The sequence below is a fragment of the Campylobacter sp. 2018MI10 genome (assembly GCF_018501175.1).
Taxonomy (GTDB): Bacteria; Campylobacterota; Campylobacteria; order Campylobacterales; family Campylobacteraceae; genus Campylobacter_E.
In genome coordinates this window covers 87,800-109,394 of record NZ_JAHCZD010000004.1, presented here as the reverse complement: position 1 = coordinate 109,394, position 21,595 = coordinate 87,800, and the positions used below count along the sequence as shown (strand labels likewise).

The 21,595-nt window shown below is 29.7% G+C and carries 19 protein-coding genes and 1 pseudogene; 8 read left to right on the top strand and 12 right to left on the bottom strand.

Going from position 1 to position 21,595, the window contains the following annotated elements; all coding sequences use genetic code 11:
* The coding region (locus KJR01_RS03190; RefSeq protein WP_214117050.1) for a hypothetical protein at nucleotides 1-4,019 on the top strand (4,019 nt) is incomplete at its 5' end.
* A gap of 387 nt (nucleotides 4,020-4,406) precedes the next feature.
* On the opposite strand, the gene KJR01_RS10530 is transcribed toward KJR01_RS03190, so the two are convergent.
* The 5 genes and pseudogenes from KJR01_RS10530 to rpmB all read right to left on the bottom strand — a co-directional run bounded on the left by KJR01_RS10530 (nucleotide 4,407) and on the right by rpmB (nucleotide 7,142).
* Entirely contained in the window at nucleotides 4,407-4,721 is a 315-nt protein-coding gene (locus KJR01_RS10530) for a CZB domain-containing protein (protein WP_239803735.1), read from the bottom strand.
* Nucleotides 4,722-4,847: 126 nt separating this feature from the next.
* A pseudogene (locus KJR01_RS10525) lies at nucleotides 4,848-5,111 on the bottom strand (methyl-accepting chemotaxis protein); the annotation flags it as partial.
* A 396-nt stretch (nucleotides 5,112-5,507) separates the two neighbouring features.
* Complete coding sequence (locus KJR01_RS03180; protein ID WP_214117038.1) at nucleotides 5,508-5,729, bottom strand: HP1242/YdcH family protein; 222 nt, start codon at nucleotides 5,727-5,729, stop codon at nucleotides 5,508-5,510.
* 75 nt (nucleotides 5,730-5,804) lie between these two features.
* Nucleotides 5,805-6,929, bottom strand: a complete 1,125-nt coding sequence (locus tag KJR01_RS03175; protein ID WP_214117036.1) for a potassium channel family protein — start codon at nucleotides 6,927-6,929, stop codon at nucleotides 5,805-5,807.
* Between the two features lie 18 nt (nucleotides 6,930-6,947).
* Entirely contained in the window at nucleotides 6,948-7,142 is a 195-nt protein-coding gene (rpmB, locus tag KJR01_RS03170) for a 50S ribosomal protein L28 (protein WP_214117022.1), read from the bottom strand.
* 118 nt (nucleotides 7,143-7,260) lie between these two features.
* Between rpmB and rpe the strand changes: the two genes are divergently transcribed.
* Together rpe and KJR01_RS03160 are read left to right on the top strand one after the other, a co-directional pair.
* On the top strand, nucleotides 7,261-7,908 hold the full coding sequence (rpe, locus tag KJR01_RS03165) for a ribulose-phosphate 3-epimerase (protein WP_214117019.1): 648 nt from the start codon (nucleotides 7,261-7,263) through the stop codon (nucleotides 7,906-7,908).
* Nucleotides 7,908-8,681, top strand: a complete 774-nt coding sequence (locus KJR01_RS03160; protein ID WP_214117017.1) for a 3'-5' exonuclease — start codon at nucleotides 7,908-7,910, stop codon at nucleotides 8,679-8,681. The genes rpe and KJR01_RS03160 overlap by 1 nt, the downstream gene beginning before the upstream one ends.
* A 32-nt stretch (nucleotides 8,682-8,713) precedes the next feature.
* Here KJR01_RS03160 and KJR01_RS03155 read toward each other — a convergent pair whose 3' ends face one another.
* The 7 genes from KJR01_RS03155 to coaE all read right to left on the bottom strand — a co-directional run bounded on the left by KJR01_RS03155 (nucleotide 8,714) and on the right by coaE (nucleotide 16,510).
* Nucleotides 8,714-8,875, bottom strand: coding sequence for a hypothetical protein (locus KJR01_RS03155; protein WP_214117057.1), 162 nt, complete (start codon nucleotides 8,873-8,875; stop codon nucleotides 8,714-8,716).
* 151 nt (nucleotides 8,876-9,026) lie between these two features.
* Nucleotides 9,027-11,855: an autotransporter outer membrane beta-barrel domain-containing protein gene (locus KJR01_RS10440; protein ID WP_214117015.1), complete on the bottom strand. Its 2,829-nt coding sequence runs from the start codon at nucleotides 11,853-11,855 to the stop codon at nucleotides 9,027-9,029.
* Nucleotides 11,856-12,120: 265 nt separating this feature from the next.
* Nucleotides 12,121-12,645 carry a translation initiation factor IF-3 gene (gene infC / locus KJR01_RS03145; protein ID WP_214117012.1) on the bottom strand — a complete coding sequence of 175 codons (525 nt, stop codon included), beginning with the start codon at nucleotides 12,643-12,645 and terminating at the stop codon, nucleotides 12,121-12,123.
* Nucleotides 12,642-14,444 carry a threonine--tRNA ligase gene (thrS, locus tag KJR01_RS03140; RefSeq protein WP_214117010.1) on the bottom strand — a complete coding sequence of 601 codons (1,803 nt, stop codon included), beginning with the start codon at nucleotides 14,442-14,444 and terminating at the stop codon, nucleotides 12,642-12,644. Before thrS ends, infC begins: the two co-directional genes overlap by 4 nt.
* Before the next feature lie 2 nt (nucleotides 14,445-14,446).
* Entirely contained in the window at nucleotides 14,447-15,097 is a 651-nt protein-coding gene (locus KJR01_RS03135; protein ID WP_442862242.1) for a dUTP diphosphatase, read from the bottom strand.
* Nucleotides 15,098-15,141: 44 nt separating this feature from the next.
* Nucleotides 15,142-15,891 (bottom strand): diaminopimelate epimerase, encoded by a 750-nt coding sequence (gene dapF / locus KJR01_RS03130; protein WP_214117005.1) that lies wholly within the window; start codon nucleotides 15,889-15,891, stop codon nucleotides 15,142-15,144.
* A complete protein-coding gene (gene coaE / locus KJR01_RS03125; protein WP_214116991.1) occupies nucleotides 15,878-16,510 on the bottom strand; it encodes a dephospho-CoA kinase in 633 nt (210 codons plus the stop codon). Before coaE ends, dapF begins: the two co-directional genes overlap by 14 nt.
* Nucleotides 16,511-16,637: 127 nt before the next feature.
* On the opposite strand from coaE, the gene KJR01_RS03120 reads away from it, so the two are divergent.
* Genes KJR01_RS03120 through KJR01_RS03100 form a run of 5 tightly spaced genes read left to right on the top strand, consistent with a single transcriptional unit; the run spans nucleotide 16,638 to nucleotide 21,591 of the window.
* Nucleotides 16,638-16,835, top strand: coding sequence for a twin-arginine translocation signal domain-containing protein (locus KJR01_RS03120; protein WP_214116989.1), 198 nt, complete (start codon nucleotides 16,638-16,640; stop codon nucleotides 16,833-16,835).
* An 18-nt stretch (nucleotides 16,836-16,853) separates the two neighbouring features.
* Complete coding sequence (locus KJR01_RS03115) at nucleotides 16,854-19,706, top strand: formate dehydrogenase subunit alpha (RefSeq protein ID WP_214116987.1); 2,853 nt, start codon at nucleotides 16,854-16,856, stop codon at nucleotides 19,704-19,706.
* A gap of 2 nt (nucleotides 19,707-19,708) precedes the next feature.
* Nucleotides 19,709-20,284: a formate dehydrogenase FDH3 subunit beta gene (gene fdh3B / locus KJR01_RS03110; protein ID WP_214116984.1), complete on the top strand. Its 576-nt coding sequence runs from the start codon at nucleotides 19,709-19,711 to the stop codon at nucleotides 20,282-20,284.
* A gap of 15 nt (nucleotides 20,285-20,299) precedes the next feature.
* Nucleotides 20,300-21,202 carry an SPFH domain-containing protein gene (locus tag KJR01_RS03105; RefSeq protein WP_214116983.1) on the top strand — a complete coding sequence of 301 codons (903 nt, stop codon included), beginning with the start codon at nucleotides 20,300-20,302 and terminating at the stop codon, nucleotides 21,200-21,202.
* Nucleotides 21,199-21,591 (top strand): NfeD family protein, encoded by a 393-nt coding sequence (locus KJR01_RS03100; RefSeq protein ID WP_214116980.1) that lies wholly within the window; start codon nucleotides 21,199-21,201, stop codon nucleotides 21,589-21,591. Before KJR01_RS03105 ends, KJR01_RS03100 begins: the two co-directional genes overlap by 4 nt.
* The last annotated feature ends 4 nt before the right edge of the window (nucleotides 21,592-21,595 follow it).

Genomic DNA, 21,595 nt, shown 5'->3' with positions numbered 1-21,595 from the left:
CTTCAAGTGATACAACATTCGCAAAAAATGTAAGTGCAAATACAATCACTTCTACTAATTCAGTGTTTAACGGCACAACCACTGCAACTGATAGTATAACTGCTAATAGTGGCTCAAAATTTGTAGGAACTACTACAGCAACTAATAAAATTACTTCAAGCGGTGCTACATTTGATGGGTTGGTAAATACAAAAGATTTAGAAAGTTCTAAAAATTCTATATTTAATAACACTATAACAGCAAGTAATTCAATCACTTCAAGTGATACAACATTCGCAAAAAATGTAAGTGCAAATACAATCACTTCTACTAATTCAGTGTTTAACGGCACAACCACTGCAACTGATAGTATAACTGCTAATAGTGGCTCAAAATTTGTAGGGAATGTAAATGCAACTAATAAAATTACTTCAAATGGTGCTACATTTGAAAAAGAAGTAAAAACTGCATTCTTAGACGCTCAAAAAGGCTCTATATTTAATACTACAAGCATAGTCAATGCAACAGATATTAATGCAGTAGGTTCTACATTTAATGGAAGCATAGTTAAAAACAATTCAATTACAGCTGATAGTTCAACATTTGCTAATGCAATTGATACAGCTACTCTAACAGCTAAAAATAATTCAAGCTTTGCAAATGTTACAGCAAATACTATCACTTCTACTAATTCAGTGTTTAATGGCACAACCACTGCAACCGATAGCATAACTGCTAATAGTGGTTCAAAATTTGTAGGAAATGTAAATGCAACTAACAAAATTACTTCAAATGGTGCTACATTTGATGGAGTAGTGGAAGCAAAAGATTTAGAAAGTTCTAAAAATTCTATATTTAATAACACTATAACAGCAAGTAATTCAATCACTTCAAGTGATACAACATTTAAAGCTATAGTAAATACAGCTACATTAAATGCTAATTCAAATTCTATATTTGATACTACAAGCATAGTCAATGCAACAGATATTAATGCAGTAGGTTCTACATTTAATGGAAGCATAGTTAAGAATAATTCAATTACAGCTGATAGTTCAACATTTGCTAATGCAATTGATACAGCTACTCTAACAGCTAAAAATAATTCAAGCTTTGCAAATGTTACAGCAAATACAATCACTTCTACTAATTCAATTTTTAGCGGTAGTGTAAATGCAAGTAATTCTATAAACTCTACAGGCTCAACCTTTAAAGCTTTAGTAAATACTTCTAGTTTAACTACTGATGCTAATAGTGTTTTTAGTGCTACATCTAAAGTAAATGTAGAGAAATTAACGGCTAATAGCACTAATTTTCAAGGTTTAGTGGATATTAATTGTAAAAATACTGACTGCACTTCAAGTCTTAATAATAGTAAGTTTAATGAATTAAGCGTTACAAATGCAACCATAAGCGATACATTTACAGCACACAAACTAACAGCAAATGATAAAGCTACATTTGAAAAAGATATAAAATCAGATTTTATCACGGCAAATAGCGGTTCAGTATTTAACGGCACAACCACTGCAACTAATAGCATAATTGCAAATAGCGGCTCAACTTTTAATGGTTTTGTATCGGCAAATAATATAACTTCAGAAAAATCAGTATTTAATAAAGAAGTTAATGTAAAAGATACTTTAAAGTCTAATAATTCTAGATTTAATTCTATAGTTAATGCCAATACAATTGAAGCAGTTTTAGATACTACATTCTCTAAAGATTCAAAAGTTAATGCTAGCACTATTAATACGAGTAAATCTATATTTGATGGCGAAGTTGTAGTAAGCAATCTTAACGCACTTAATACAAAATTTAATGGAGCTACTACAATTGATTGTAAGGATAATACAAATTGTAAGTCAGATATTAAAGCTAGTTATTTTAATGATTTGACTTTAAAAAATAATGCAAAAATTACTCTTGATGAGGGAAGTTCGGCAAATAATTTAACATTACTTGATGATACTACTTACCTAGCACTTAATGGCAAATCTCAAATCACAGGCGATATTAAAAATGAAGGTATTATTGAGATAGTTGATGGGACGATTTCATCAAAAATCACAGGTAATGGGGACTTAATCAGTAATAAAGTTGTTTATACAAACGATGTTGAATTGAGTGATATTAAAGGTAGTGGGGGTAAATTTGGTGGAATAACAACTACTACAAATGATGTAAGCGTAGATAATACAACATTTGAAAAAGATTTAAATGTAGGTAAAACTTTATATGCTAATCAAGGAAATCAGTTCAGTGGTAAAGTTAGTGCTACTGATGCAATCTTTAGCCTTGATACAAGTAAATCTATGGAAAAAGGTAATGTAATTACGGCAAATCAAGTTGATATTACTAAGAATTTAAATATAAAAGATTTAAATGTTACAGCAGAAAATATCAAATCAAATTCCGCACGCATTACAAACTCTACTATCAACTCATCAAATATCAATTCTAATTTAGTAAATATTGCAAACTCTACTATTAATTCTAAGCTTTTAGGCAAAGATGATAGCTCAAGTAATGTATATGATGCTAATATACAAAAAGATAGCGGAACTTACACTACGAAACAATCAGAATTAAATGGCGGCGTAAGGGTTGATAAGCTAGATACAACAAATACTCATATAAAAGGTCAAGTAGCAGTAAATACTTTAGTAGCTAATAATTCTAAGTTTTATATTTATGGTGGTGGAATTGATACTTCATTCCACGATATTTATAGTGGAGCTATAATAGTAAGAGAAGCTATAAGTGGTGCTAACAATACAATACAACTTGCGAATACAAACCTTACTATGCTAAAAGATAAAGAAGGTTTTATCCCTATAGCAATAGTTAATAACACTACTAATTCACAAAGAAGTGATGCAAATTCTCAATCAGGAATTAGCAAGGACTTTTTTAAAGTAACTTATCAAACAAAAGTGGCAAATTATGAATTAGCCGATAGATTTACGCATTTTAATCCTAATGCTAAAGGAAATGCTATTTGGAGCATTGGTATTAAAGGCGATGATTTAATAGATGAGAGTAATGTTGATAGTGTTATTTCGGGTCAAGATTTAGGCAATATAGCAAATGGTGCTAATAGCAATAATGTTAATACTTCTAGTTTAGAAGTTGTTTTAGGCGATATGTTTGATTTAATAGATTTTGATAAAGACGCTGTTGGGACGGCTAATTTCATTCTAACAAGCCCTGATTACATAGCAAATACTAAAAACAATACATTAAACAATAGATTAAGATTGGTAAAAAATCAAAAAGTAGGTAATGGATTTTGGCTAGATAATCAAATGGGATATAACAAATATGAATATAGTTCAATTCGTTATAAGAATTTTAATGTTGGTACTGATAAGACAAATGAACTTAGCAATTCTAATTTAACTTTAGGTGTGGCTGCTAGTTTTGGAACGGCTGAAACTAAAGGAAATGTAAATGCTAATAGCGATTCAAAAGGCATTGGTTTATATGCTATGAATGTATTTAATAATGGAGTGTTTATAGGTGCTAATGCTTTTTACCACAATATATCAAGCTCTTATGAGGCAGATAAATTAGGAATTAAAGCTGATAAAAGTCATAATGTTTATACAGCTAGTTTTGAAAGTGGGGTTAGATTTGGGGATAAATATTATTTTGAGCCAAGTTTAAGATATGATTTGACTTCTTATAAGCCGACTGCAATTAGCACAAATGGTCTTAGTATAAGTGGGGATAGCCAATTAAAGCATACTTTATCAGCTAAATTAGAAGGTGGAGTTTCTATGCTAGATAGCCTTGATGGATTTTTATCTGTTGCACTTAGCAAAGAACTAACTAAAAAGCCTGATATGTTGTTAATAGATGAAGTTAAAGAAAATATCATTGAAGGTAAAAAGGGCGATACAAGTGTGAATTTAAATTTTGGTGTAGATTATAAAATCAACCCTAATGCTAGTTTTAATATCAATTTAGGAAGCAATCTTTACACAAATTCTGATAAAGAATTAAAAGGTAGCTTGGGCTTTAGCTATAAATTCTAATGAAGAATTCTAATTCGTAATTGTTATTACGAATTAGAATTTATTTTTACTATCACGATTATTTTCTTTTATATTTGATATAACTAATAAAGATTTTATTGCTTTAAAATATTTTCAATTAATATATTTTTGAGTTTATTGGTTGGATATTTTTTATGTAAGCAATTTTTAAATTCTGCTAATTATGTCAAAATGTATATTTTAAACTAAGATATTTTGCCGATAATTTCTAGGAGTAGATAGAACTATAAAAGTTATTTTTAGCTTTATATTGGTATTTTAAAGGGTTGTTAAATAAAAATAAAAGTTGATTTTAGTATTAGATTAAGTATAAATTTTTTAAATATATAAGCTTATTAGGGCTAAAACCCTAATAAGATTAGTGAATTATTTTTTAATAAATTCGCCTAATAAATGTCTAAAAATCATAAATAATTCAAGACTTGATTTTTCTGCTTCTTTATAAAGCTCAACAATTTCTTTGCTATTAGACTGCTTGCTTGCAATATATCCAAGTGCTTGATTAATGCTTTCATGAACATTTTTATGCGGAGTATCAATTTTAGAATATAAAGGAAGATGTCCGAACATTTCTTTACCTTCATTTTGATACCACTTACCAAGACGGCAACTAAAATGGTCGCTTAATTTTGTTGGATTTTCACTTAGTGCATTTGCATATCCATTTGCTTTAAATAAGATATGGTCAAGTTTTACTAAAGATGTAAATACTTCGTATTTGATAGCACTCGCATTAAATTTAATATCTTTAGATATATGCGATAATCTATCAAATTGCTCCGAAAATGTTCCAATGTGTGCGTTTGAATCTTGTGATATTTGCTCTACCGATTCGCTTTGCGTAAACATTTCATTAGCGTTTTGTTTTAATAAATTGATATTCATTTCTACTTCAGCTGTTGCTTTTTGGGTTTTTTCTGCTAGTTTTCTAACTTCATCAGCAACCACAGCAAAACCACGACCATGCTCACCAGCACGAGCTGCTTCAATAGCTGCATTTAAAGCTAGCAAATTGGTTTGGTCTGATACATCTTTGATTAAATTAATTACATTTGTAATTTCATCAACGCTTCTATGGAGATTTTGTGCAGTATCACGAGATTTACTTGATGATTCAGTGATTTTTTCAAGTGATGTTATGATACTTTCAGATACTTTTTTAAGATTTACTATCATATCTACACAATCTGCTGAAAGAGTTTCTATTTCTTGAGCTCTTGATAAATCACCCTCAATATCTTTTTGAACAAAAGAAACGCTTTCTTTCATACCTTTTACCATAATGTCAAATAGTGAGAATTTGATTTTATCTTCTTCTTCGTTATTTGCCTTTGCAGTAATTTCATTTTTTAATTTCGCAATTTCAGCTTCTAACTTTTCTTTTTCTGCTATTGCTCTATTTAGTTTTTCCTGCAATTCATTTTGGAGGGTGTTATCTTTGTTAAAAAACATAAATACCCCCCCCCATCAAGCTTTATTTTTAATAGAATTTAAATAATTATTTAAATCATCTTTTAATTTTAATTTTTCCTTTTTCATTCTAGCTATTTCTAAATCATCTAAATGAATTCTACCTTCTTCAGCATCTTTTATCTTATGGTCTAAATCATTATGAGCTTCAAAAAGCTTATCAAAATGTGCGTCTTTACCTTTTAAATTCGTGATTAACTCTCTATGTTCGTGTAACATAACTTCTCCTTAATTTTTAGTAATGTGTATTAATATGGTAACTAAAATAAATTACAAACAGATAACATTTATATTTTATTTTAAACTTTCAGGAGTTTGCTTATTTTTAATAATTTTTTTAACTTCTTTAATACTTTCTGGAGTTCCTATTAACAATAATTTAGTCCCCGTTCCAATCATTGCATCACCTTTTGGCATAGGTAAAAAATTATTATTTGCATCTTTTATTCCGATTACGCTAACATTTGCTAATTGTCTAAAAGCTACATCTTTTAATCTTCTAAATCTAACCCAACTTTCATCAGGAACTTTAACTTCTTCAATATCAATACTTTGGTCTCTTGTGTATAAGTATTGCTCTAATAGATTTTCCATTTCAGGTCTTACACTTACAACGCTAAGTCTTTGAGCTGCTAATTTCGTAGCTAATACAACCGTGTTTGCCCCTAGTTTTTTAAGTCTTGCTGCGTCGTGTTCGGAATTTGAAATCGTTATTATAGAATAAGGACTAATTCTTTTTATATCTTTTTCATATAGTCTAGCACTAGCAATTATTGCTATATTATCAGCAGAATTTGGGCTAAGAGAAATAATTCCTTTCGCACTTGATAAATGTGTTTTTAAAAATGCCAAATCACTATGTGGTGGGCATTTAATATAGAATGGATATTTATTTGCTTCAGCAATTTTTTCAAAATCTGGTATATCATCTACTACTACAAAAGGTGTATATGTTTGTTTAAATTGTTTTGCTAATTCTTGGGTAAATTCGTTGTGATAACATATAACATAATGATTTTTTAATCTTGCTATTTTGTATAGCATTCGTTTTTCCTTAATAATTCTTGTTAATTCGCCTTTTTTTAGAACTTCAATCACAATACCTATTGAAAAAGTAAAAGTAACAAAGCCTAATAATACATAGCAAATCGTAAAAAATCTACCAGCAGGAGTGATTGTAGCTACTTCAGTATAACCTAAAGTTGTAAAAGTCATACCTGCTTGATAAATCCCATCAAGTAATGAAAAATTACTAGTAAGCATATAACCAATCGCCCCAAATAGCATCATTACAACAACTGCTATTAATGGGAGACGAAAAGGTTTTAATTGTTCGTAAAACTCGGTATTTATATCAACTTCAGGTTTTCCACTTTCAGCCCAACCGAGCAATTTGCCTAGCTTTTTAAAAAAGCTCATAAAAATTCTTTATAAAAATTAGTTAGCTCTTCTTTTTTTTAGTGTGCGTAATGTTGAAGCTGCAACTCTAATTTTTTTAGTTGTGCCATCGCCTAAATCAATGCGAATAGTGCGTAAATTAGGTAAAAATCTTCTTTTTGTTTTATTGTTAGCGTGGCTAACATTATTTCCTACCATAGGACCTTTACCTGTTAATTGACAAAATTTTGACATCGTAAATCCTTTTTTTGTGTTCTTGTAAAAATAAAAGTATTAATCATAGCATCTTAAGCTTAATTTTTTTTTTAAGTTTTAATGATATTCTATAAAAAATAATTTTAAGGATTAAAAAATGTATGTTGCTCCTAGTTTATTGTCTGCTGATTTTTTAAATTTAGCTGAAGATATTAAAAAAGTTGAGGCTGCTGGTGCTGATTTATTGCATATTGATGTAATGGACGGACATTATGTTCCAAATCTAAGCATTGGAACTTGCACTACAAAAGCTATTGCTAAAGTTGCTACTATTCCTTTAGATGTGCATTTGATGGTAAGAGAAGTTGATAAATTTGTTGATTTGTTTTTAGATATAAAACCTAAATTCTTAAGCTTTCATATAGATGCTACTACTCATCCTTTAAGATTGATTGATTATATTAAAAAACACGGCGTAAATCCTTCAATAGTATTAAATCCACACCAGAATTTAAATGAGATTGAATATGTTTTAAGTGAAGTTTCTATGGTGCTTTTAATGAGTGTAAATCCTGGTTTTGGTGGTCAAAGCTTCATACCAAGCACTCTTAGAAAAATCAGTGCCTTAAGAGAAATGATTGATAAGAATAATTATAAATGCTTCATTGAAGTTGATGGCGGAGTAAATGGCTTAAATATTGCAGATATTGAAAGAGCAGGGGCTGATATAGTTGTGGCTGGAAATTATGTGTTTAGTAGTAATGATTATAAAGTCGCAATTAATTCTTTAAAAATGGAATTTTGATGGATTATAACGAGCTTTATAAAAAACAAATTGCTAATTGTGATAAGATTTTAGAAAGGCTACTTACAAGTAGTATTAATTATAAAGATTTAAAAAACCAATACGAAAATGCCTTAAATTTTGAGATAACCTATGAAACTCTTTTAATGTTAGGGCTTGATATTACGCTAAAACAAAATCAAGAAGTATTTTTAAACTCAAGAAATAAATTAATTCAAGATGAGGTTTTTTGTGTTGTTGATATTGAAAGCACAGGCTCAATTAGTAACGGGCAAATCATAGAAATTGGTGCTGTTAAGATAAAAAATGGCGAGATTTTAGATGAATTTGAAAGCTTTATTTATGCAAACGAAGTGCCTGAAAATATAGTTGAGCTTACAGGAATTACAACGCAAATGCTAAAAAATGCTCCTAGAAGTGCTAGGGTTTTAGCTGATTTTAGATTGTTTTTAGGTAATGCTATTTTTGTAGCTCATAATGTATCTTTTGATTATGGTTTTATCGCAAAAGAAAGTCTTGAATACTTAAACGCTCCATTGATTAATAGAAAGCTTTGCACGATTATGTTAGCAAGGCGTTGTATTGAATGTGATAAATATGGTCTTGATAGTTTAAAAAATGAATTAGGTATCATTAGCACTCATCATAGGGCTTTAAGTGATGCGAAAGCTTGTGCTGATATTTTGAATTATTGTATTAATTCTTTAAAAGGTTCGCAAATTAAAACAAGTAATGATTTGATTTTATATTCACGCTCTAAGATGAAAAAATAAGAATTTAAAAGTGGCTTTTAATAGCCACTTTATTATTTTTTAGTGCTTTTTGGGGTGCAAAGCATATTAATGTAGCGACCTTCAAATAAAGGTGCTTTATCCATATTTGCAATATCGCTAATTTCTTCATAAATTTTTAAAAGCAGTTCTTCGCCTGATTGTGGATTGCTTAATTTACGACCTTTTAAAAATATTTACACAATTGTAATATTTAAATATTTTATGCTTTTTTATTAAGATACAAGATAGCATATTTTTTATTATTAAATTAGAATATAAAGTCAATGTAATTTTTGATAAAAATATTTAAAGAAATCTTTAGCACTAAGGCTAAAGATTTTGTAATTAGAATGTATATCTTACAACAGCGTTAATTTGATTGTCAATATTAAAATCAGCTCCGAAAGTTCTTTCGTAACCTAAGTTTAATCTTAAATTATCGTTAAACTTATAATCACCTGTTAGATTTAAGTAAAATTTATTATCTCTTTTACCTTTTATTGTTTCACTTGCTTTGCTTGATTTTGCGATTATTATAGAATCACTTGGCTTATTAACATCTATAATATAACCAGCACCTAGTCTTATATTAGCATTATCATTTACTTTAAATCCTGAGAATACTGCAGGTTTTATATGTAAATTAGAATTAGCCTTACTTGTAATGCTTATAGCATTATTTTCTAAGTTAGTTTTAGGTGTATAATCAAATATAGCTTCTATGCTAGGCTCAACATAAAATCTATTTAAATCAAATCTTTTACCAAGTTCAAAACTTGCAATAAATCCTGTCTTGCTATCTTTTAAACCTTTTAAAAGTTCTGAATTGTATTTAACCTTATAATGATTTGCTTTAATTACTAAATCAGCATATAAATCATTGTTTGAAATATAGCTTGTATATAGACCAAACCCGTAATTATTTCCTTTTAAAACATCACTAGATTTAGAATTAGAAATATTAGCCATAATTCCTGTAATTACATTGCCATCTGCAAAATCATTAGCTTTATCAGCTCCAAATTGAACTTCAAATGAATTAAGTTTTACATCATCTATACTTGCGTTTGTATAATAAGCTCTAGCCCAAACGCCTAATTCCTTATCTAAACCTCTAATTTCGCCTAATCTTTTATTCATATTATTCCAAGCAAAAGTATTGATTAGATTTATTCCCTTTGAAATAACTTGAGCTTGAGCTTTAGCGTTTTTGTTGATTTTAATATCTTTTATAAAATCATCTGCTATTTGGTTTTTATCAATTGGATTTGTTACACCTGTATCAGGTTTGTTATCTGGTTTATTATCAGGATTTGTTACACCTGTATCAGGATTGCTTGGGTTTTCAGGGTTAGTTACACCTGTGTCTGGATTATTTGTATCAGGTTGATTTGGAGTTTCATCTGTAGTATTTGATACATAATTGCTATTTGCAAGGTTGTTTAAATATAAGTCTAATACTTCACTATCCATATCACTTGAACTTTGATTTACTAATTTACCTAAAGCACTTGTCTTATCGCCGTTTGCAATGCTAACAATATTATCTGCATTAAGCCCTGTATCACTTACTTTACCATTCTTATTAGTAGTTATCGCATAGGTTAGATAATCTCCTAGCATTGCACTAGCAACATAATCATTATTAATCACATAATCACTTATTCCATCGCTAATCTTATAATCTTTAAAGAAAGTTGCTAATTCTGCTGTTCCTGTTCCTTTTTTAAGTATTGCTAAAGGTAGGTTTGCGTTTATTTTACTTGTATCAAGTTTATTATCACTCATAACATTAAGTAATACTAATTCATTGTTTGCTCCGCTTGTGTTTTCTCTTGAGATTATTGCACCTGTGTAGCTTTCTTTGTTTGTTCCTAAATAATAAGCTGTGTTATTTGAAGTAAGGCTATTTGCTAGAACTCTTTTTGCTACTTTTGAATTTTTTATATCTAAAGTATGTGCTCTAACACTATTTGTAGCTATTACATTATCTAAGTTTATACTACTTGTGTTTGCTATAGTTAGGCTATTTTCATTTTTTTCATCAGCAAATTCATTGTAAAAATTATCTTGGTTAATTAATGCTGAAGTTGTATAGCCTTTAGAACCTGATAATTGCATATTTATAGTGCTATTTTTAATCGTTCCTTCACCTATAATGCTACCACCAATATAATATTTATCACCTGTATCAAGCCTATCTATATCATAAGCACCTGCTCTTATAGTCTTAATAGCCTTTACCTTGCTTTGCTTTCCGCTCTCACTAGTGTTTAGGGTTAGTTTTGTAACATAAATATCATCATTGAATGTAGAGCCTTTAGAATCAAGACTACCTTTATATTCACCAATAGAATTTATACCATTTACTTTACCACCAACAATACTATCAGTCAATGTTACCTTATCATAAGAATTTATTGAAGTAGTTATATTTGAATTTGTAATTCCTAAAATTCCAGTAGATTTTATCTCTTTTATTGTAGAATCTTTAATTGTTAAATTTTTACTAACATTTATTAATCCTATATTAGAATTTGTAATTGTTAAATCCTTGCCAAACTCTATATTTGTTACATCAGCGTGATTGATTGATCCTGTTGTTTCATAAAAATTATCTACTTTTACCAAATTATCTTTTGTCCCATTTAGATTAACATTAGAATATGATATTCCATTAATGCGTCCTCCATTTGCATCAATTGTTCCGGTAGTTTTGTAAATAGAATTAACGGCAGAATTTGTTAAATCAATTTTTATTCCTTGCCCATTTTCTATGTTGTCTAAATAAGAATTTATAGCTTTTACTTCATTAAAATTTTTAATACTAGAATTAACAAAACTGTTTTCAGCTATAAAATTATTTCCATTATTAAATTTTGCAGTTTCGGGATAACTTTTAATTAAAGAATTTTTTATAGTAATATTATTACTATTACTAATAGTTTTACTTCTTGAGTCCCAAAAAGAATTATCAAAACTTATAGGAAAATTTTTATTACTTAATCCTTCTGAAAAATATACATTTACATTATCAGCACTTTCTTCTGTAATATCTGTGATATTTTTAAGATTTGTCTTGTAATAATCTGGTTTTTTATTATCAAAAGGACCAAAATTATCATTAAATGGTTTATGAATATCTGGAAAAGTTTTAAAACCAAAGCTTTCCACCTTAGCTTTATCTACAACATTTATTGTTGCACCAAATAAGTTTGAAGAGATACATAGACTTGCAATTAATGAGAGTTTAAATACCCCCCCCCGTGTAAGTAAAATTTTGTTTCATGATATTCCTTTAAAAAAAATTGAAATGCTATTATCTTAAAATCTAACTTAAAGATTAATAAATATAAATGATTTTTTTTTAAAAAATATCAATAAATTTCAATAATTATTATAAAGATTAAGGCAAATTAATTGCCTTAATGATAAGTTTTTATTTTTTAGTGCTTTTTGGGGTGCAAAGCATATTAATGTAGCGACCTTCAAATAAAGGTGCTTTATCCATATTTGCAATATCGCTAATTTCTTCATAAATTTTTAAAAGCAGTTCTTCGCCTGATTGTGGATTGCTTAATTCACGACCTTTTAAAAATACTCTAAATCTAACATGCTTTCCTGATTTTAAAAACTCAATAGCGTGTTTAACTTTATAGTTAATATCATTTTGAGCAATTTTTACAGAAAGTTTGATTTCTTTAACTTCTACTACCTTTTGCTTTTTCTTAGCATCTTTTAGCTTTTTTTCTTGCTGATAACAAAACTTGCCATAGTCCATAATCTTACAAACAGGTGGCTTAGCATCTTTTGCGATTAATACCAAATCAAGCCCTAAACGATTAGCAAGTGCATTAGCCTCATCGCTACTAATTATGCCATATTGTGCTCCATCATCACCTATACATCTAACCTCTGCTAAATCTATTTCTTCATTTAACAATACATCTTTTTCTTTACTCAAAATACTACCTCGTTTTGTTTTTCTTTAATTAGTTTCAAAAATTCCTCCATTGTAAGTGTTGATTGTTGTTTAGCTCTTCTATCTCTTAAAGCTACTTGATTATTATTTATTTCTTCATCTCCGATTACTGCTATATAAGGCACTTTTAGCATTTCTGCATTTCTTATTTTTTTACCTAAAGTATCGTTTTTCTCATTAATATCAGCATCAACTCCAAGCTCTAATAATTCTTTTTGTAATGCTTTTGAATACTCAATATGCTTTTCACCTACTGGTAAAATCATAACTTGAATTGGAGCTATAAAGAATGGTAATTCTCCTGCTGTATGTTCAAGCAATATGCCTAAAAATCTTTCAAAACTTCCAAGTAAAGCACGATGAAGCATTACAGGGCGTTTTTTCTCATTGTTTTCGTCTGTATATTCAAGCTCAAATCTTTCAGGTAGGTTAAAATCTACTTGAATAGTTCCACATTGCCATTTGCGTTTAAGTGCGTCTAGGATTTTAATATCAATTTTTGGACCATAGAAAGCTCCACCACCTTCATCAACTCCGTATTTAATACCTTCTTCATCTAAAGCTTCCATTAAAGCTTTTGTAGCAACTTCCCAAATCTCATCACTTCCTATTGATTTTTCAGGTTTTGTTGAGATTTCTAGTTCCCATTCAAATCCAAAAGTTACCATAATTTTTTTAGCAAAATCTAAAATCTCTTTTACTAATGTTTTTATTTGACTTGGCATACAGAAAATATGGCTATCATCTTGAGTAAATTCACGAACTCTTAAAAGTCCGTGTAAAGCCCCACTCATCTCGTGGCGATGAACCATTCCGTATTCAAAGAATTTAATAGGCAAATCTTTATAACTTCTACCTTCACTTTTATAGCAGAATACATGTCCTACGCAGTTCATTGGTTTTATTCCGTATTCTTGCTCATCAATTCTAGTAAAATACATATTTTCTTTATAGTTTGCATAATGTCCGCTTGTTTTCCAAACGCTAGAATTTAGTAATTCAGGGCCACGAACAGGCTCATAAAATCTAACTCTATGAGCTTTATATAAAATATGCTCTAATTTATTTCTAACTCTTGCACCATTTTTAAGCCATAATGGTAAGCCACCGCCAATTTGTTCGCTAAATGTGAATAATTTTAAATCATTTCCTAGTTTTCTATGGTCTCTTTTCTTAGCTTCTTCTATCATTGTTAGATAGTCTTTTAAAGCTTCTTTTGTTGCAAATGCGATACCATAAATTCTAACTAGCATTTCATTTTTTTCATCGCCGCCTAAATAAGCACCTGCTAATTTTGTTAATTTAAAATTCTTAAGCATTTTAGTGTGTGGTAAATGTGGCCCACGACATAGGTCGGTAAATTCACCTTGAGAATATGTGCTAATCTCTCCACTTAAACGACTTAAAACTGCTTGTTTTAATTCATCATTTTTAAACTTTTCGCAAGCAGCTTCATAGCTCATTGTATTTTTTATCATAGGAGAGCCTTTTTTTGCAAGCTCTTTCATTTTATCTTCAATTACTTTTAAATCTTCTTCGCTGATTTTTTCATCTACTTTAAAATCATAATAAAAACCTTCATCAACGCAAGGTCCTACGAAAAATTTAGCATTTTTATATAATTGTGTAATAGCTTCAGCTAAAAGGTGAGCACAGCTATGGCGAATTATCTCAAGTGCCATAGGACTATCATCATAGAAAATTGGCTCAAGTCCTGCTCCATCAGTGCTTAAAGTATCATAAATATTTTTATCTTTATCGTAATATCCTATTATTTCCATTATTAATCCTTTAAATTTTTATAAATTTCATTAAGATTTTTATACAAACTATCATAGTTTATATCATTTTGCTCTAGTAGTTCATATAAGATTACATTGTCTTCTTTACCATTCCAAAGTTTTTTATAAGTTCCATTTTTATAGCCGTTATCTTGGCGGAATTTATTTAAGACATTTTTACCAATGTAGATTTTATAAAGTCTTGTAAATTCTAACTCACAACTACACATTAGCTTTAAAAATATTTCTGTAATTTGCGTTATGTTTAGCTCTTTTGCACTACTTGTGTGAATTAATTCTCTTGAAAGTTCTAAAATATCATTTAAATTTTTATTTGTTTTATTGAATTTAAATTCTGAAATCGTGTTTATAAGTTCTTTTTGTTGATTTTGCATAATTGCAAGGCTTAAAATAAAATGCCAAATATCAACTAATTCAATTTGAATATTTTCTAAGTCCCAACTAGCATCTATGCTTTTCCAATGTTTCCAAGGCATAGAATCAACGAGTTCAGCACATTCCATATAAATACAACGAGCAAAATCAATTAAGCGATTTTCCTTTGTATAACCTTTTTCCCAACCAATTCCGCAAGTTGCGTTATTTAAAGCTTGTTGTAAGCTTAACATATCATTAGTATATTGTAATTTCATCATCCCTTCTACATCAAAAAATATCAAAATACTAGCAAAATTATTTAACAATCAAGCGTAGTGCTAAAAATTTTTTTAACTTGTGCTTTAAAATATAAATAATCATCTTTAAAGCTCACTTCGCAAATATCATTGCTTTTTGGATAAATAGTAGCCTTTTCATCAACTAATTTAAGCATTCTAGCATAATAAAAACAAGCGTTCATTCCAGTTCCACAAGCTAAAGTTTCTCCAACTCCACGCTCATAAGTTCTAACATACAAAACCCCATCTTTAAAAGTTGCGTAATTTACATTTGCGTCATATTTTTCTCTTAAATATTTAGCATTTTCTTCGTTGTAGTTTTGCACTCCATCAAGAGTTACTAGGTGTGGCACACCTGTATCAATTAGGCAAAATAAATTTTGAAATTCCACTAAATTTTCGTGTATAACCTTAGCTTTAGTTAATCTAATTTCTACAAAATCATCATCAAAAATTGTCGCCTTAATAATCCCTGCACCAGTTAAAAAACTCATATTTTTATTTGCTAAATTTTGAGTATAAGCAAAATGTGCCGCAGCTCTTGCACCATTGCCACACATATTAGCTTTTGAGCCATCTTGATTGTAAAATCCCCAAGTAAAATCATAATCTTTATCATTTTTTTTGATTGCAATAAGTCCATCAGCACCTATTCCACTATGTCTATTGCATAATTTTACGGCTAATTTACTTAAATAATTTTCATCTAAATTATCAGTTTGAAAAATAATAAAATCATTTCCATTTGCGTAGTATTTATGAAATTCCATGTTTTTCCTTTAGTTTTTGGATAAGTTTTAGCGAGTTATCTTTAAAATCTTCTAAATTACCATCATTTTTGATTAAATAATTTGCAAATTTTATTTTTTTGTCTATGTGTAATTGAGAATTTAATCTTAGTTTTGCTTCAAATTCTGTTAAATTATTTCTATTCATAAGCCTTGTTAAAGATAATTCATAAGAGCAATAAATCACAATTTTATTAAGCAAAAAATTATAATTGCTATTTTCAAAAAACAAGGGAATTTCTACAAAAATTATTTTATTTTTATTTTGTTTGATTTTTTTGAGAATTTCTTTTTTGATTTTTGAGTGCATTATTTTTTCTAATTTTTTCTTAGCTGTTTTATCATTAAAAATTACATTTGCCACTGCTTGTTTTTTTTCTTTTAAGAATTTGAAATAGGAATTTGAAATATTTAATTTTTTACGAATTTGTTTCCATTTGTAGCAAAAAACTTTTGAAGAAATTTCATCAGCACTAATGCAAAATATTTCATTTTCTTTAGCAATATTTAAAAATGTAGATTTACCACAAGCAATGCTAGATGTTATTACATAAATATTTTTAAAAAATAGGTGTTTTTTTATCTTAATTTTTCTTATCAAAACCGACTCTTTTTATCATTATCATAATATTATTTTTTAGATAATTTTGTTTATTTTCTTAAGCCTAATTTTAAGGCAATAATGTATTATTTAGGTTACTTTTTAAAATTTTAGTAAGGAGGCAGCCATGGAGAACAAAAGAAGAGCTTTTCTTAAAAAAGCATTAAGTGCTGGAGCTACCTGTGCTGTTGCTAGCGTAGGTTTAAATGCAGCAACAAGTAGCGAAAATAATAGCTCTGGTGTAGTATCTGGTCGTGCAAAGAAAAAAGAAGTGTTATATAAAAAGACCCTTCACTGGGAAAAATTTTATAAAATTGCATATTAATTTATAGAAAGGATTTAAATGCGTAATTTAGGTAGAAGAAGCTTTTTAAAACTTGCAGCAGTTGCAGGTGCAAGCACTACCGCATTTGGTGCGACAAACGCAACCTTAAAGGCAGATGAAAAAGTTAAAATGCCTTATGAAGGTAGTAAAAGTGTTCGCACAGTTTGCTCTATTTGTAGTGCTGGTTGTGGTATAGAAGCTGAAGTAGTAAATGGTGTTTGGGTTAGACAAAATAACGCAATAGACCATCCAATTTCACTTGGAAGTCATTGCTGTAAGGGAATTGACCAAATTGATTTAACCAAATCAAAATGTCGTGTTAAATACCCATTAAAAAGAGTTAATGGTAAATGGGAAAGAATTAGCTGGGAACAAGCTGTAAATGAAATCGGCGATAAAATGCTAGATATTAGAAAAGAAAGCGGTCCTGATAGCGTAATGTTTTTAGGTTCAGCTAAGTTTAACAATCAACAAGCATATTATTTTAGAAAATTTGCTGCATTTTGGGGAACAAACTCAATAGATCACGTAGCTAGAATTTGACACAGCGCAACAGTAGCCGGTGTGGCTAATACTTGGGGATATGGCGCTATGACAAATCACTTTGGTGATGTTGTAGGTAATACAAAATGTATGATTATGTTTGGTGCAAACTCAGCAGTTGCAAACCCTATTGGATTTAAGCATATTTTACAAGCTAAAGATAGAAATAATGCTCCTTTAATCGTAGTTGATCCTATTTTTACAAGAAGTGCAGCTCATGCTGATATTTATGTAAGAATTCGTCCAGGAACTGACATTGCATTTGTATATGGAATGTTAAATCTTATTTTTGAAAATGGTTGGGAAGACAAAGAAATAATCAAAAATAGGTCTTATGGAGTTGATTTAATTCGTGAAGAAGCTAAAAAATATACTCCTAGCGAAGTTGCTGATATTTGCGGATGTAGTGAAGAAATTCTAATTCAAGTTACAAAATTATTTGCGACTACAAAACCTGCTACACTATTTTGGTCATTAGGTATTACTCAACATTCAGTTGGTAGTTCAAATACTCGTATTTTAGCTATTTTACAATTAGTGTTAGGAAATATTGGAAAACCTGGTGGCGGAACTAATATTATTCGTGGTCACGATAATGTTCAAGGTGCAACAGATATGGGATGTTTAGCAGACACACTTCCTGCTTATTATGGCTTAGCTGAAGGTGCTTGGAAACATTTTTGCAATTTCTGGGGAGTTAGCTATGAAGATATGCAAAAACGCTTCGTAGATGATAGTGCAAATGGTGGCAAAAAATGGATGCACGAAAAAGGCTTTAGTTTATCTCGCTGGTGGCAAGGTGTTAAAGGCGTAGTTCCTTATGGCACGGATACAACTCATTCAAATGCTCCTGTTAGAGTTCTTTGGGTTCAAGGAACTGGAATTACTTCTATGGCTCACACTGTTAAAATTCAAGAAGCACTTAAAAAACTTGATTTAATAGTAGTTGCTGAACCATTTGTAAATGAAGTTGCAGTTTTAGCAGACCGCCCTGATGGAATTTATATACTTCCTGCTTCAACTCAATTTGAAACAGAAGGATATGTAACAGCTACAAATCGTTCTATGCAATGGAGAAGCCAAGTAGTAAAACCAATTTATGAAAGTAAAGAAGACCAAGAGATTATGTTTATGTTTGCTAAGAAATTTGGCTTTTATACAGAATATACTCGTGGTATGAAACTTGAACTTCAAAATCATAAATTAGTTCAGGTAATTCCTGATGATGTTGATGCTAAATGGCCTGATGATGCTACAAGAGAAATGAGTAATGGTTTATTATCAATTGGTCTTCGTGGTATTAGTGCAGAGCGTTTAAGAAAACATCAAGCAAATTGGGCTAATTTTGACCCTGATACTTTAATGGGTATTGGTGGAGATGTAAAAGGCGAATATTATGGCTTACCTTGGCCTGTATGGGATGCAAAACACCCTGGAACTGCTATTTTATGGAACCCAAATGTGCCTTATGAAAAAGGTGGAATGGGCTTTAGAAATAGATTTGGACTTGAGCATAATGGAGTTAGTCAGTTAGCTGATAATTCATTCACTCCTGTTGGTTCTAAGGTTAAAGGTGGTTATCCTGAAATTAAAAAAGATAATATTGAGCAAGTATTTGGTATTACATTAAGTGATGAAGAAAAAGAATTAATGGGTAATTCTTGGAGCACAGATATTTCAGGAATTATATTAGAAAAATGTCGTGAAAAAAGTGCTTGTTGCTTAGGAAATGCAAGAGCTAGAACTATAGTTTGGGAATTTAGCGACCAAATTCCAAAACATAGAGAGCCAGTGCATTCACCAAGATGGGATTTGGTGCAAAAATATCCAACATTTGACGACCAAACAACTCCAAATTTCCGTGTTACTACAATGTTTAAGAGTGAGCAACAAAAACAAGACTGGAGTAAGGATTTTCCTATTATCATTAGCTCAATGCGTTTAGTAAATCTAAGTGGTGCTGGTATGCTTGAGAGAACTAGTAAATATTTAGCTGATATTACACCTGAAATGTTTGCTAATGTTCATCCAGAGCTTGCAATGCAACACAATATTGGCGATGGAGAAATGATGTGGATACATAGCCCGCAAGGAACTAAGATTAAAGTAAAATGTATTCACAATAGAAGTGTAACTCCAGATAGAATTTGCTTACCTTACAACTTCGCTGGTGTTTTACAAGGAGTTGATTTAAGTCATAACTATCCAGAAGGCACTAAACCTTATACAATAGGCGAAATGTCAAATACGGTTACAAACTATGGTTTTGATCCAAATACACAAATTAGCGAATTTAACGCTGGACTTTGCAAGATAGAAAGGGCATAAAAATGGCTAGAATGAAGTTTTTTGTTGATAAAAATCGTTGTATTGGTTGTTTTGCTTGTCAAGTTGCGTGTTCAAGCGGACATGAAGTTCCTGTTGGTATTAAAAGAAGAAAAGTAATTACTTTAAATGATGGTATTGAAGGCAAAGAAGTGTCAATGACAATAGCATGTCAGCATTGCACTGACGCACCTTGTGCTCAAGTTTGCCCTGTTAAATGCTTTTATATTCGTGAAGATGGTATCGTATTACACGATAAAAAAGAATGTATTGGTTGTGGTTATTGCTTATATGCTTGTCCATTTGGTGCTCCACAATTTCCAAGAGATGGAGCATTTGGAATTAAAGGCGAAATGGATAAATGTACAATGTGTGCAGGAGGTCCTGAAGAGACAAATAGTGATGAAGAAAGAGAACTTTACGGACAAAACCGCATAAGCGAAGGAAGAGTGCCTATTTGTGCTGCTGTATGTGCTACAAATGCACTTTTAGTTGGAGATGAGAGCGAAGTTTCTAATGTATATAGAAAGCGTGTTTTAACTAAAAATGCAAATGTTAATTTAAGTAATATGTTTATTTAATTTAAATTAGGAGAGATGATGGAATTTTTAATTTTTGTTGGAGTTTTACTAGCTTTAATAATAGTCATTTTAATAAAGTCTATAATTATAGTATCGCAAAGCGATATTGTAATAGTTGAGCGATTAGGTAAATTTCACAAAGAATTAAGCGGAGGATTTCATTTAATCTTTCCTTTTATTGATATGGTTAAATCAATAATTACTATTAAAGAGCAACTAATAGATATAGAAAAACAACAAGTTATTACAAAAGATAATGTAAATATTTTAGTTGATGGGATAGTTTTTCTAAAAGTAACAAATGGAAAAATGGCATTTTATAATGTTGAAAATTATAAAAAAGCTATATCAAATTTAGCTATGACAACTCTTAGGGGTGAGATTGGCGGTATGTATCTTGATGATACTTTAAGTAGTCGTGATAGTTTAAATAGTGCTTTACAAATTGCACTTGGAGATGCTGCTGATAACTGGGGTGTAAAAATTATGAGAGTGGAAATTTCTGAAATTTCAGTTCCTAGTGGCATAGAAGAAGCAATGAATTTACAAATGAAAGCTGAAAGAGAAAAAAGAGCTATAGAATTAAACGCTGAAGCACAAAAAGTAGCACTTATAAAAAATGCTGAAGCATTAAAGCAAGAGCAAGTTTTAAACGCTGAAGCAATAGAAAGAATGGCTGATGCTAAAAAATACGAACAAATTGCATTAGCTCAAGGTCAAAAAGAAGCTATGAATAACATAAATGAAGCAATGGCACAAAACATTAATGCAGCTGAGTTTTTATTAGCTAAAGGCAGAGTAGAAGCATTTTTAGCTTTAGCAAAAAGTGAAAATAAAGATAAAATATTAGTTCCTTATGAAAGCACTGAATTAATAGGAGCTTTAAGTGTATTAAAAGAATTTGTAGGCAAAAAATGAGTAGCCTATATTTACTTTGTATAGGAATATTTTTAGGAATTTTAGAATTATTAGTCGGTAGTTTTTATATAATATTTTTTGCTATAGGATTTATTATTGTCGGTGCAATTAATTTAATAAAGCCATTAGATTTAGAATTACAAATAATATTAATTGCTGTTATATCTCTTGTTTTACTTATAATTTTTAAATTTTTTGTTAAAACTAAAAAAGTAGAGAATTATGACGATGATTTTTTAAATACTCAAGGCGAAGGCGTTGTTAAAAATGGTATGATTTATTATAAAGGCTCATTTTGGCAAACAACTGATAATTTAACCTTAAAAGAAGGTGAAATTGTAAAAATTGAAAAAATCCATAATAATAAAGTAAAAATCAAACAAGATTAATTTT